The following is a 12,614-nucleotide window of genomic DNA, read 5'->3' as shown; positions in this document are numbered from 1 at the left end:
CAGAGGTACGCACCTAGAAGTGCCCCGGGAACGGCATATCTCACCTAAGAGGCACAGCGGTCGAACGCGCCTTCTCATCGGGCCTTCGACCGCCACCGGCCATAGCCGCGCATGGCCCGGTCGGCCATCCCGTACAGCGTCCGGTTGCCGAGGACGAGATCGCGGCCGCGAGCGATCGGGGCGTGCCTGAGCCAGTGCGCCGCGCCGCCCGGCGAACGCCGCCGCACCACGCCCTCCGCCACGGTGATGGAGTGGTTCTGCAACTCCTGCTTGTAGCGCCACCCGACGGCCGGGCCCATGTCGATGTGCTGGACGCCCAGGGCCGCCGCCTCCTCCGCCATGTGCAGGTGCAGGACGAGCCCAGGGGAGAACTTGGCGAACTCCGGATCGTACACCGGGAACCAGGTCACCAGCGTGTGGCCGCTGCGCAGCCCGAAATGCCCCGCGACCGGCTCGCCGCCGGCGTACAGCATCGACAGCACCCCGGCGAACCCGTCGTCATGGGTGTGGTGCAGCCGCTCGACCAGCTCCACCACCCACGGCCGCGCGAACCGGTCGGTACGGCCCATCGCGCGGTACTGGGCGGACTTCCACGACTGGACGAGCGCCAGCGACGCGTCATCGCGCACGTCGAACGCGAACGACACCTCGCCCGCCTGGCGGCCCATCTTGCGCTCCTTGTAGCGGGTCTGCTTCACCACCTTCGAGCCCTTGGCGCGCAGCGACTCGGTGAAGGCGTCGAAGCCGCCGCCCAGGTCCATGACCGCCGAGTCCAGCCGTTTGGTGGCGAACGGCGCGAACCACGGCTGGTCGGGCACCAGCGTCCCGAACGCGAAGGCCGAGAGCCCGCACGAGCGCAGCAGCTCGCGCGCGTCCAGCTCCAGCCCCGCCGCGTGCACCAGTCCCTGGCCCAGCGACAGCCACCCGCCGATCGCCCCGGCGGCGCCGCCCCGGCCGTGCAGCTCGTACGGCAGGAACCCGACGATGTCGCCGCCCGCCCGCTCGCTCAGCACGGCGACCCGCGCCCCTGGGACCACCCGGTCGACCGCGATCGCGTACCCCGCCGACATGAACGGGTTGGCCAGATGGGGCAGCGCGTCCTGCATCTTGCGCCAGGACGCCAGCTCGGCCGCGCCGAGCTCGCCGGGACGCACCACGGCGACGTGCATGGGAGGTCACCTCGCGAACGTGAACGGAAGCCTGGTGATGCCGTTGTCGAAGCTGGAACGCAGGTACTCGGGCTCACCGTCGGCCCGCAGCCCGGGCAGCCGCCCGTACAGCTCCCGGAACATGATCTTCAGTTCCATCCGGGCCAGGTTCGCGCCCAGGCACAGGTGCGGGCCCGGCCCGCCGAACCCGACGTGCGGATTGGGCGAGCGGGTGATGTCGAAGGCGTCGGGATCGGCGAACACATCCGGGTCGCGGTTGGCCGCCGGGTAGAACAGCACCACCTTGTCCCCGGCCTGGAACGGATGCCCGCCCAGCTCGTGGTCCTGCGTGAGCGTCCGGCGGAACTGGATGATCGGCGAGGTGTACCGGACGATCTCCTCGATCGCCCCGCCGATCCGCTCGTCGTAGCCGGCCAGTTCGTCGCCGATCAGCAGCTCGCGCTGCGCGGGGTGGTCGGTGAGCAGCTTGAGGCCGTGCGCCAGCGCGTTGCGGGTGGTCTCGTTGCCGGCCACCAGCAGCAGATCGAAGAACGACCCCAGCTCCCGCACCGACAGCCGCTCCCCGTCGGGATTGGCGTTCACCAGCGCCGACACCAGATCGCCGGCCGGATTCGCGCGGCGCGCCCGGCCCAGCCGCGCCACCAGCCGGTGCAGGTCGACGATCGCCCTGAGGTTGCCGTACAGCAACCGCAGCGTGCGGGGACTGGCCAGCGAGCCGCGCACCCCCGAATACTCGGTCATCGCGTCGATCCGGCTCAGCACGTACGGGCGGGCCCGCTCCGGAATGCCCATCATCGCGCAGATCACGTTGATCGGCAGCCGGGCCGCGACCTGCTCCACGAAGTCGCGCGGGCCCACCGCGAGCACGTCATCGACGATCCGGGCCGCGGTGGCCCGCACGTCCTCCTCGATCCGGGCCAGCATCTTCGGGGTGAACGCGCGGAACACGATCCGGCGCAGCCGGGCGTGCGCCGGATCGTCCATGTTGACCATCGGCGTGCCGAACAGCGCCGACAGCCACGACGGCGGCTCCGGCGACGTCGCCGCCGGCTCGCTGCTGAAAACCTTCGCGTTGCGACTGGCCTCCACCACGTCCGCGTGCCGCACCAACGCGTGGAAGCCCTTGCCCGACCGGACGAACGGCACCCGCGGCTCGGCGAAGTACACGGGCCGCCCCAACTCGCGCAGCCGGGCGAAGTCGGCCAGCCGCTCCTGCGGCGGCCTGTCCCAGAACGCCATCCCCACCAGGTCGAAGTCCGCGACCCCCGCCGCCGTCACCGCCGCCCTCTCTTCGGTCATCGCCGTGCCCCTGAGTTCACCGCTGTGCCCTCTTCGGTCATCGCTGTGCCTCTTCGGTCATCGCTGTGCCTCTTCGGTCATCGCTGTGCCTCTTCGGTCATCTCGCAACCCACTTCACCTCGTAGGGGCCCAGCTTCAGCGGCTCACCGTCGATCTCCGGCCGGGCGGCCTTCGCCGCGCCGTTCACCACGACCATCCGCTCCTTCTGCGCGAGCACCCGCACCGCCGGATCGGACGCCTTCACGTCCTCCAGTTCCGTGCCGGGCGGGAACCAGCGGGCGAAGTTCTGCAGCATGGCCAGCGTCGGGGTGGCGCCGCCCGCGGCCGACCCCGACCACAGGCAACCGGCACAGTCACCCGACATGGTGGTCTGCGGGCTCCAGTAGAAAGCACTGGCCGCCCCGCCGCGCACGAACTCGATCATCGCGGCCGTGTGCACGGCGGCGCGGCGCTCGTTCGTCCAGTCGGACGGGACGGGCTCGACGTACCATTCCGCCCACCAGACGGGCAGGTCCTTGTCGAGCCCGCGCAGCCACCGGGTCACGTCCGAGAACTTCGTCAATGCCTGGAAATCGTTAAGTTTGACCTCGCGCTGGACGGGCTGGCTGTGCCCGTCGATCGCGATGAAATCGGCGCCCTTCTTATGCTTCGCCCAGTACTTGACGGCGTCCAGGTTGCGCTGGTCCATGCTGCCCCACGAGCCTTTCAGCTCCGATGGCGGACCGTACTGGCGGCCGGGCGCGTTGCTGTTCATCACCATGTACGGGCCGCCGACCCGGATGTCCTTGTCGACCTTCTTCAAGGCGGTGTAGACCTTGTTGTAGAGCCGGGTGTAGCCCTCATAATCCCAGCGGTTCCCGGGCGGATACCAGAAACCCTTGAACTCGTTCCATACGGTGTAGTACTTCACCTGCGGATAGCGCTTGGCGACCGCTGCCGACATCTCCGCGAACGCGTCGAAGAACTCGGGCTCGACGGCCAGTTCGAGCCTGCTCCAGTCGGTCTCGCCGGCGGGGCCGCCCTTCATCCAGTCGGGGGCGCAGCACAGCGTGACGACCGGGGTGCCCTTGGTGGCCCGGATGGTCTCCATCCGGCGGTCGAGCGAGGCCCAGTTGTACTCGCCCGGCCGCGGCTGCGGGTTGTCCACGCCCCAGCCCATGATCGGCGTGACCTGGACGACCGGGCCGCCGGAGAGGTCGGCGAGGGCCCGCTGCGGGCCCTGCCGCACGTCGACGGAGTTCTGCGTGTGGGTGAAGCCCCACGAGGGCCAGCCCTCCGGGGCTCCGGCGCCGACCCGGGCCGCGGTCCCGGCCGGGGAGTCCACCGTGCCCGCACCGCTCCCGGGCCGCCGGCCGCTCACCCCCAGGACGATCGCGGACGTCAGCACGCCCGCCAGCGCGCCCACGAGCGCGACCAGGAAAAGGCGCTGGCGGGGCGGGCGGCCGTGCCGGCCCTGGCGGGTGCGGAACAGCGCGGAGCGGGATGTATCGCGGGTCCTTGACTGCACGTCCAAGGGGCCCTCCTGAAAGGAGCGGGCAAAGGCGCCGGGGACTCATCCGGCACATTCCTTAGAACGCCGCGGGCGAGAGGGAAGTTCGGCCGCCGGGTCGACCTTTCCGTGACACCTGCCTTACTTCTTTTCCGCCCTACATCCGAACGGCTCGCGAGGCAACCCGCAACGGGGTGAGAAGTCCTCGCGAAAACCGATGATCGAAATGGTCCTGTTTCGTCGCGGTATCGGTCGCGACCGCACGGACGGCACGTTTCCTGACGGAGGGGTCGCGCCGAGTGCCGCCCGTGCGGCCACGTTCCGCCGGCCTCCGTGGTGCCATCGACCACGCCGACCAAGTCTCCACTCCTGTGTCACCTCAGCGCCACAGGTATCTTGCGTCGCGCGCCGCCCGGGCCCGGTCCGCCCCCGTGCGCGGACCGGGCCGTGCGGCCTCCTCCGCTCCGGCGCCGCCGCCCGCCCGAAGCGGCGCCGGCGCCGCCCGGACCGGGGAGCGCCCTCACCGCTCCCCGTCCGTACAGTCCTCGCGGCGCGTCTGTTCCAGCAGAAGCTCGCGCAGCCCGGCGGCGTCGTCGGCCGCGACCGTCATCGCGTACCCCGCCTGCAACTGCGCGTCGGTGAGGTCGCCGCCGCGCGTGGCGTACCAGCGGCCGGCGTCGCTGCGCCACACCAGCCACCCCGGGTGCTCGCTTTCGATGGCCGTCTTCAGATCCTCGAAGTCGCCCATCAAGGTCGTCCTTTCCCCGAGGCGGTTCTTCTGTATACAAAAGTCTTACTCGGTCAAAGAGGTGTCAAGCTATCCGTAAGCGGACCGTCCCCCTCGGGTTAGCGAAGGGAATGATGCAGGGCGGGAGCGACGGCCCGGGATCGAACGGCTCATCGATCCGGGGAACGGTGGGCCGGGGGACGAGAGAAGGTGATGCCGGTGCCGGACCGTCCGGCCTACCTCCGTATTGCCGAGCACTTGCGGGACCAGATCAGGGAGGGCCGCTACCCCCAGGGCGCGCGGCTGCCGACGATGTCGGAGCTGCGCGCAGAGCACGGGGTCTCGGAGATCGTCGTGCGCCAGGCGATCGCCCTGCTGCGCGGCGAGGGACTGGTGGAGACCCGCCGCGGCGGCGGGACGATCGTGAAGGTGGCACCCCCGGTGCGGCGGGTCGCGATGGACCGCTACCGCGTCGTGACCGCGCCGATGGCCGTCCCCGCGACCACCTTCACCCACGACCAGCGGATCTCCTGGAACGAGTACCGGCTGGACCGGGAGTTCTCCCGCACCCGCGCCGACGCCGGGCTCGCCGAGCTGTTCGAGGTGGCGGCGGGCACCGAGCTGCTGCGCCGCCGGTTCGTGTTCTACGCCCGGGGCGAGCCGCAGCAGATCTCGGTGAACTACCTGCCGTGGGACGTGGTCGGCGACACGCCCGTGGCCGACCCGGCCAACGAACCCTGGCCCGGCGGCACCCTGGCCCAGCTGAGCTTCCTCGGCCATCCGCCGACACGGGTGGAGGAGTCGGTGACGTCCCGGATGCCGACCCCGGAGGAGGCCGAGACGCTCCGGATGGGCGGCGGGGTGCCGGTGCTCACCATCACCCGCCGGCTGCTGTCGGGCCCCCGCATCCTGGAGGTGTGCCGCGAGATCGTCATCCCGGCCGACCGCGTCATCCTGGATTTCGCGATCGACCTGTAATTGTGGGGGACGACCCCCCACACCCCCCGGGACGGAGGAAAACGCCTCCTCCGCTCCGCTAGCGCTCCGCTACGGACCCGCTTCCCTCCGCCTGCCCGTCCTCTCCACTCCGCTAGCGCTCCGCTCCGGGCCGGACAGTGAAAAAAGCGGGGTTGCCGTGGGCGGGCTGGGTGGGGTCATTCCTGGTAGAGCCAGGCGTCCTCGTCCTCGTCGGTGGCGGGCAAGTCGTGGCGGGTCGCGGTGGGGTCAGGTGGGGCGGGGGCCGCAGGGGACGAGGGCGGGGCGGGGCGCGGGCGGGGGCGGCGCAGCAGGGCCGGCGCCGCCGCGACCGTGCCGAGGACCAGCACCGCGACCAGCCCGCCGCCCGGGGACCAGACGCCGGCCATCAGCATGAGCTGGGCCGTCGCCGCCACCGTCACGATGCTCGCGGCGGCGGCGGCCACCAGCCGGCCGAGCGGGTCGAGCCCGCGCACCAGCGTCCAGAACGCCGCGCCCGGCACGGCGAACAGCGACACCACCAGCAGGGCCCTCACTGGATGATCACGAACCTCTCCACGATCACCGCGAGCACGCTGACGAACAGCGGGATCGCCAGGACGGTCAGCGGCCGCAGCCGGTTCAGCTCGCCCGGCGGCACCCGCAGCCGGCGCAGCTCCCGGGTCAGCAGCACGCCCAGCAGGACGGGCAGGTAGATCAGCCCGGCCGGGGTCCACGGCGAGGACCGCAGCCCGATCCCGGCCGGAGGCGGCACCTGCGCGACCGGCTCCGGGGGAGGGTTCCGCAGCCGGAACACGGCCGCGTCGCGGTCGGCGTAGACCGTGCGGAGCGCCGGATGTGACGCCAGCGCGCGCCGCATCCGGGCCCCGTACTCGGGTGCCAGGCCCGCGCTGAGCACCTGGAAGTCCTCGTGGCTCCGGGTGGTGACGAAGAACCCGCCCGGCCCCTGCTCCCCGAGCCGCTGGATGATCTGCGACACGTCGGTCGGGTCGTTCCGGTCGGCGATGACGGGCGAGTAGGTGAACCGCTCCCAGCTCCGGTACGACCACGGCATCACGGGCGTCCCGCCGGCCAGGTCGGGGTTCTCCGCGCTCAGCCACACCACGCCGATCGCGCCGTCGTGCTCGCGCAGCATGACGTCGAACGCGGTCACATCGCTCGGCCGGACCTGCTCGTAGCGCTCGTTGCCGTACCGGACCGCCAGGAAGCCGCCGGTGAGCAGCAGCGCGAAGACCGAGGCGGCCGCCACCGCCGGCCAGTGCCGCCGCGGGCCGGTGCGCAGCCGGCCGAGCCGGAGCCGCACCTTCGGGTCCCGTACCGCCGGGGCGTCGAACGGCGCCGGGAAGAACAGGTAGGCGATCAGCAGGCAGGCCGCGGGCAGCATGAAGAAGTAGATCCGCAGCGCGATCTCGCCGCCGTAGTTCTGCAGCCCGAACGAGGAGAACGGCACCAGCATCAGCACCAGCGCGACCCGGTCGTCGATCCCGCGGGCGCGGCGCCGCAGCAGCCCCACCAGCGCCAGCGCCATGACGGTCACGGCGATGAGGATCCGCAGCATCTGGATGTCCTGCGTCTCGCCCGCCTGGTCGCCGATCCGGCCGCCGGTGCTCTGCTGGACGTTGGTGAACACCTTGCCGAGCCCGCCGAAGATCTCGCCCTTGCGGCCGGACCAGTAGCCGACCGTCATGAAGCTGACCCACGCCGCGTACACGACCCCGGCGATGAACGGCAGGCCGCGCAGGTTGCAGCGGCGCACCAGCACCAGCCCGGCGCACGCGGCCGTCATCAGGAACGGGGTGAGCTGGTGCGCGGCCGTCCCGGCCAGCAGCAGGAAGAACAGCAGGAACAGCAGGATCGACCGCTCCCGCACCGGGACCTTGGGCGCGGGCAGCTCGCCGGGGTCCTTCGGGCCGAACAGCCAGTTGTACAACCGCCAGACCCCGCCGGTGCGCTCGCGGGTGGCGGCGGTACGGCGCCGTCCCGCCCGCTGGGTGGTCTCGTCGTGGTGCCGGAACCAGTTGACCAGGATCGCGACGAAGTACAGGTAGAGCAGGTAGGCGAACGCCTGCGGGGACAGGTAGTCCTGCCCGACCCAGTTGGCGGCGATGAACAGCCAGGCGGCCAGCCACTTGGCCCGCCAGGTCGCCCGCAGCACCCGCAGGATCAGCACGTACGGGACCAGGTACATCAGGTTGGTGACCGTGGGCGCCCAGCGCAGGATCGGCTCGATGTCGTTCTGCCCGACCGCCTTCATGGCGAAGGCGACGAACGCGAAGAAGCCGGGGGTGGAGAAACGCGCGTCCAGGTCCCAGCTGACGGTCTCGTTGCGGGTGATGTACTCGATGAACCCGGCGGTCTGCCAGGCGGTCGGGAAGCGGGCGATCGGTTCCAGCGCCAGCGTGACCCCGTGCAGCGAGACGATCAGCACGCCGATCTGCACCGCGAGCAGCAGCCGGTACGGCCGCGGCAGCGCCAGCGTCACCATGAAGGTCAGCACGAGCACGGCCGCCCCGGCGAGCGTCGCCGGCGGGAGGACGCCGATCAGCCCGTACCCGCTGAGCGCCTCCAGGTCGACGCCGCGCAGCGGCGCCCAGAAGAGCGCGACGCCGGCCAGCAGGGCCGCGACCAGACCGGCCAGCACCGGAAGGGAGGTGCGCGGGGGCGCCGGGGGCGCCGCCGGGACCTCTCCCTCGGGCCGGCGGGCCGCGCGTACCATCACGCTCAAGGGATATCCCGCCCTCCGGGGGCCGTGGAAGGCGTCGCCCGGGTGACGTTCAGCAGCCCGGGCAGCACAAGGGCCGCGACGATGGTGTTCACGCCGACGATCACCAGGCCGATGGTGGCCAGCAGGTCCGGATCGACCACCACCGGGACCAGGGCCAGCACGCCGGCGAGCCGGGCCGCCTGCAGCGCCGCGATCAGCCGGGTGCGGTTCTGCACCCGCAGCACCCCGATGTAGAGCTCGATGAGCGCCTTGGGCAGCACGGCCAGCGCCAGCACCTGCAGCAGCGGCCCGCCCCGCTCGGCGTACTCGTGCCCGAAGAACCGCAGCCCGATCGGTGCCGCGATCGCGACCAGCACCATCACCGGCGTCATCAGCGTCAGCGTGCGGCGCAGCGCCGCCCGCGCCGACTCGGCGAGCCGCCCGTGGTCGAACGCCCCCTCGACGGTGAGCGACATCGACAGGGTGAGGGCGAGCAGGTCGAGCATCATGCCCAGCGCCCAGGCCATCTGGAAGTAGGCGTTGGTGGACGAGCTGAGGTGCGCCGCCACGACCACCGGGATCAGGCTGATCGAGGCGTACTGGAACGCGCCGCCCAGGTAGGCGCCGCCGGCGTACCGGGCGATGTCGCGGTGGGTGGGACGGGCGCCGCGGCCGAAGTTGCGCCGCCGGTGCTCGGGGAGCATCCGGCCGAAGATGAACAGGCTGACCGGCACCAGCATCACCATCGCCGGCACGAACCACGACAGCGTCACCCCGTCGTCGGGGAACGCCCGGAACAGCGCGACCAGCAGCGCCAGCTTCGCCACGCCGAAGAGCACGTTGACGACCGGGACCCAGCCGGCGTGCCGCAGCCCGGTGAACACGCCCTCCTGCTGGTTCCACAGGTTCCACGCCACCGCCATGGCCAGGAACCACAGCGCCATCTTCCAGTTCCGCAGATGGCTGAACGACTCGCCCCACAGGTCCAGCGTGAGCAGGAAGCCGAGCGCGAGCACGGCCGCCGCGACCGCGCCGGCGGCGTAGCAGGCCAGCACCAGCGCGCGGGTGTGCCGGGCGGTCTGCGGCACGAACCGGATGAGCAGGAAGTTGAGCATGGTCACGCTGCCCACGAACATGATCGCCTGAATCACGGCCCAGTTGCGGCCCATGTCGTCGGGCGAGTACAGCTTGGCGCCCAGCGCCCAGTACGCCAGGCCCAGCAGCCCGGTGAGCCCGCCGTTGGCGACCAGCGCGTAGGCGTTGCGGAACAGCGGGTTGGACAGTTCGCGGCGCAGCCAGCCGGGGGCGTCCGGCGCGAGCACCTCCCGGGGGGCGGAGGCTTCAGACACGGCGGGTCACCCTCCGCAGCGCGTAGCGGGTCCGCCGGACGGCGGCGTAGCCCTTGGTGAGCACGCGATCGCTGAAGAAGATCAGGGGGATCCGCCTCCCGTCGGCGACCCGGGCGAACGTGGCGAGCGTGGTCGATGCGCGCACGGTCAGCCGGGGGATCGCCAGCGCGTCGTACCCGCGCGGAGGGCCGCCGGCCTGGGATGGGACGGGGGAGAGGCGGTTGGCCACCGCGCAGGCGCTGTCATACCCCGCGGCGCGGACGGCACGCCGTACCCGGGCGCTGGAGTAGCCGTACGGATAGGCCATCGTGGTGACCGGCGCGCCGAGCCGGTCCTCCAGCAGCCCCCGGCTGCGCGCGAGCTCGTCGTCCAGCGCGGCGCCGGGCAGCTGGTCGAGCTGGGGATGGCCGTGGCTGTGCGCGCCGATCTCGACGCCGGACGACGCGCACTCGCGCACCTGGGACCACGCCATCATCGCGTCGAGGGGCCGTCCGGCCGCGTGCCGACCGGCATCGGCCAGCCAGCCGGTGGTGACGAACACGGTCGCCGCGAAGCCGTGCCGAGCCAGGACGGGCAGCGCCGCCGCGTGGAAGTCGGCGTAGCCGTCGTCGAAGGTGATCACGATCGGCCGCCGGGCCGGGAGCCCGCCGCGCGCCAGCGCCGAGAACGGGACGGGCGTGAAACCCTCGTCCGCCAGCAGCGCCATCTGCTCGGCGAACGCGCCGGGGGTCACCGCCAGCCCGGCCGTTCCCCGCGGCGGGCTGTCGGCGATCGAGTGGTACATCAGGACAGGAACGGTCGGAAGCACGGTCATGACGCCCCGCGGGCGCCGACCGCGTAGCCCCAGGCCGTGCACGCCAGGCCGACCGAGATGGCGGCGGCGCGGCCGAGGCCGGACGGGTCGCCGCGGAAGGCGTCGCCGACGCCGTGCAGCGCGCCGAGCGGCAGCGTCTTCAGCGCGTGGGCGCGCTCGCTGGCCAGCCCGTCCCGGCTGCCGACGCTGCGCGTGACCAGCGCCTTGGACAGGCCCTCGGCGTAGCAGCGTTCGCGGAAGTAGGCGAAGCGGGCGCGCTCGGCCGGGACGCGGTGCCAGATCACGGCCCGGTCGTCGTACACCAGCTCGGAATCGGGGCTGCGCTGCCGGAGGCGGATGCAGAACTCGGTCTCCTCGCAGCCCAGTGGCCGAGGTCGGGGGTGGGCCCCCTTCAGGGGGCTGGAATCAACGCTGTGGAAGCTGCGCCCGATGCCGCTGTCGAAGCCGCCGGCGATCGGGAACACCTCGCGGCGGAACGAGGCGTTGCCGCCCATCAGGTTCCGCACCGGCCCGGGGGCCAGGCCGCGGTACGTGCAGCCGACCGTCCAGTCGAACTCCTCGGGGAACCAGCGCGGGCGCCGTCCCGTGGACGCGGGCCCGGAGGCGGGCATCGGGTAGGCCGCCAGTTCGGCGGACGGCGTCGACCCCGGCCACATCGGCAGCGTCAGCCCGCCGGCGCCCGCGACCCGCGGGTCGGCGTAGCGCCCGGCGAACGCGGCCAGCCAGTCCGGCGCCGCCACGGCGTCGTCGTCGAGGAAGGCGACCGCGTCGCCGCGGGCGGCCTCGACGCCGGTGTTCTTGCCGCCCGACAGTCCGCGGGCCTCGCGGTTCTCCAGCACGGTGACGTCCGGGAGGGACTCCTTGAGGCGGGCGTGCAGGCCCGGGTTGTGGTCGACGACCAGGATGATCTCCTCGGGCGCGTGCCGCTGCGCCCGCACCGAGGCGACGGCGGCGTGCACGTCGTCCCAGCGCCGCTCGGTGAAGGCGCAGATGACGACGGAGAAGCGGAAGCCGGTCATCGCGTCCGCCCCCTCAGCTTCGCGTAGGTCTTCAGTGCGCGGTCGGCGTGCTTGTACAGGGCGGGGTTGTCCAGGACGGCGCCGCGCGCCCTGTTGAGCGGCGTGGCGCGCACCCAGTGCAGGCCCGCGCCGGGGGTGCGGCGCGCCACCCGGCCCTCGGCGATGGGGATCTCGCGGCTCTTGAAGCCCTCCTTGAACTCCTTGCCGCCGCGGCCCAGCGCGATCTCGGTGATCCCGGCGTCCGCGCAGCCCCGGGCCAGCCGCAGATGGCCGATCATGCCGGGCGAGTACTTGCCGAAGCGGACGTCGTAGGCGGGGAACCAGCCCGCCATCACCGTGCCGTGCCGCAGCCCGAAGTGCGCCGAGACCGGCTCGTCCCCGGCCCACAGCACGCTGAGCACGCCGAAGCCGGTCTCGTGGAAGTACCGCACCAGGCGGACGATCCACGGCCGCGCGAACCGGTCGGTGCGGCCCGTCCGGGTGTACTGGGCCGACTTCCACTTCATCAGCCGGCGCAGGTCGGCGGTGTCGGCGGAGGCGAACTCGTACCGCACCTCGCCGACGTCGCGGCCGAGCTTGCGCTCCTTGTAGCGGATCGTCTTGTGGGTCTTGGGCGCCGCCCGCCGCATCTCCTCCTCGAACGCGGCGAACCCCCCGCCCAGGTCCATCACCGGCTCCACTCGCCGCGCCGCGTGGTACGGCGCGAACGCGGCCTGGTGCGCCAGCAGGTGGTCGAAGTCCCAGACGCCCAGCCCGCAGGCCCGGAGCAGGGCGCGGGCGTCCAGGTCCAGTCCGGGTGCGGCGACGATTCCTTGCAGGTCGGTCAGGCCGAACCCGATCGGGTGGCCGATGCCGGCAGGGCCGCGCTCGTGCGGGAAGAACGCGACGGTCCGCGTTCCGTCCTCGACGACCGCGACCCTGGCGGCGTTCCGGAAACGGCCGACCCCGAGGGTGAACTCGGGCGCCAGGAAGGGGCTGCCCAGCTCGGGGTCGGTCAGCTGCAGCTCGCGCCATCGCCCGATCTCGGTCGTGCCGAGATCGCGCGGGCGGACAACGGTGATCTTCACGG

At 72.3% G+C, this 12,614-nt stretch carries 11 protein-coding genes; 1 reads left to right on the top strand and 10 read right to left on the bottom strand.

Features of this window, described 5'->3' with window-relative positions; all coding sequences use genetic code 11:
- Positions 1 to 74: 74 nt before the first annotated feature.
- From ABD340_RS15930 to ABD340_RS15915, 4 genes are all read right to left on the bottom strand, one after another.
- Positions 75 to 1,169 carry a GNAT family N-acetyltransferase gene (locus ABD340_RS15930; RefSeq protein ID WP_344589740.1) on the bottom strand — a complete coding sequence of 365 codons (1,095 nt, stop codon included), beginning with the start codon at positions 1,167 to 1,169 and terminating at the stop codon, positions 75 to 77.
- Between the two features lie 6 nt (positions 1,170 to 1,175).
- Positions 1,176 to 2,468: a cytochrome P450 gene (locus ABD340_RS15925; protein ID WP_344589739.1), complete on the bottom strand. Its 1,293-nt coding sequence runs from the start codon at positions 2,466 to 2,468 to the stop codon at positions 1,176 to 1,178.
- A gap of 97 nt (positions 2,469 to 2,565) precedes the next feature.
- Positions 2,566 to 3,981, bottom strand: coding sequence for a xylan 1,4-beta-xylosidase (locus ABD340_RS15920; RefSeq protein WP_344589738.1), 1,416 nt, complete (start codon positions 3,979 to 3,981; stop codon positions 2,566 to 2,568).
- Between the two features lie 496 nt (positions 3,982 to 4,477).
- The gene (locus ABD340_RS15915; RefSeq protein ID WP_344589737.1) at positions 4,478 to 4,705 is read right to left on the bottom strand and encodes a hypothetical protein; all 228 of its coding nucleotides are present in this window, start codon (positions 4,703 to 4,705) and stop codon (positions 4,478 to 4,480) included.
- Between the two features lie 192 nt (positions 4,706 to 4,897).
- On the opposite strand from ABD340_RS15915, the gene ABD340_RS15910 reads away from it, so the two are divergent.
- Positions 4,898 to 5,662 (top strand): GntR family transcriptional regulator, encoded by a 765-nt coding sequence (locus ABD340_RS15910; RefSeq protein WP_344589736.1) that lies wholly within the window; start codon positions 4,898 to 4,900, stop codon positions 5,660 to 5,662.
- A gap of 176 nt (positions 5,663 to 5,838) precedes the next feature.
- Here the strand turns inward: ABD340_RS15910 and ABD340_RS15905 are convergent, their stop codons facing one another.
- The 6 genes from ABD340_RS15905 to ABD340_RS15880 are packed head-to-tail and all read right to left on the bottom strand — an operon-like array spanning position 5,839 to position 12,612.
- A complete protein-coding gene (locus ABD340_RS15905; protein WP_344589735.1) occupies positions 5,839 to 6,195 on the bottom strand; it encodes a hypothetical protein in 357 nt (118 codons plus the stop codon).
- A complete protein-coding gene (locus ABD340_RS15900; protein ID WP_344589734.1) occupies positions 6,192 to 8,384 on the bottom strand; it encodes a hypothetical protein in 2,193 nt (730 codons plus the stop codon). Before ABD340_RS15900 ends, ABD340_RS15905 begins: the two co-directional genes overlap by 4 nt.
- On the bottom strand, positions 8,381 to 9,712 hold the full coding sequence (locus ABD340_RS15895; RefSeq protein ID WP_344589733.1) for a lipopolysaccharide biosynthesis protein: 1,332 nt from the start codon (positions 9,710 to 9,712) through the stop codon (positions 8,381 to 8,383). Before ABD340_RS15895 ends, ABD340_RS15900 begins: the two co-directional genes overlap by 4 nt.
- Positions 9,705 to 10,526, bottom strand: a complete 822-nt coding sequence (locus tag ABD340_RS15890; protein WP_344589732.1) for a polysaccharide deacetylase family protein — start codon at positions 10,524 to 10,526, stop codon at positions 9,705 to 9,707. Before ABD340_RS15890 ends, ABD340_RS15895 begins: the two co-directional genes overlap by 8 nt.
- On the bottom strand, positions 10,523 to 11,545 hold the full coding sequence (locus ABD340_RS15885) for a glycosyltransferase family 2 protein (protein WP_344589731.1): 1,023 nt from the start codon (positions 11,543 to 11,545) through the stop codon (positions 10,523 to 10,525). The genes ABD340_RS15890 and ABD340_RS15885 overlap by 4 nt, the downstream gene beginning before the upstream one ends.
- Positions 11,542 to 12,612, bottom strand: coding sequence for a GNAT family N-acetyltransferase (locus tag ABD340_RS15880; protein WP_344589730.1), 1,071 nt, complete (start codon positions 12,610 to 12,612; stop codon positions 11,542 to 11,544). The genes ABD340_RS15885 and ABD340_RS15880 overlap by 4 nt, the downstream gene beginning before the upstream one ends.
- Between the last annotated feature and the right edge of the window lie 2 nt (positions 12,613 to 12,614).

Source organism: Actinomadura vinacea (assembly GCF_039532545.1).
Taxonomy (GTDB): domain Bacteria; phylum Actinomycetota; class Actinomycetes; order Streptosporangiales; family Streptosporangiaceae; genus Spirillospora; species Spirillospora vinacea.
The sequence above is the reverse complement of the archived record's forward strand: the minus strand, read 5'-3'. Positions and strand labels throughout refer to the sequence as shown.

Excerpts from the sequence above, each read along its gene's own strand:
- ABD340_RS15930 (WP_344589740.1), bottom strand. The coding sequence starts at position 1,169 with ATGCACGTCGCCGTGGTGCGTCCCGGCGAGCTCGGCGCGGCCGAGCTG.
- ABD340_RS15925 (WP_344589739.1), bottom strand. The coding sequence starts at position 2,468 with ATGACCGAAGAGAGGGCGGCGGTGACGGCGGCGGGGGTCGCGGACTTC.
- ABD340_RS15915 (WP_344589737.1), bottom strand. The coding sequence starts at position 4,705 with ATGGGCGACTTCGAGGATCTGAAGACGGCCATCGAAAGCGAGCACCCG.
- ABD340_RS15910 (WP_344589736.1), top strand. The coding sequence starts at position 4,898 with ATGCCGGTGCCGGACCGTCCGGCCTACCTCCGTATTGCCGAGCACTTG.
- ABD340_RS15890 (WP_344589732.1), bottom strand. The coding sequence starts at position 10,526 with ATGACCGTGCTTCCGACCGTTCCTGTCCTGATGTACCACTCGATCGCC.
- ABD340_RS15885 (WP_344589731.1), bottom strand. The coding sequence starts at position 11,545 with ATGACCGGCTTCCGCTTCTCCGTCGTCATCTGCGCCTTCACCGAGCGG.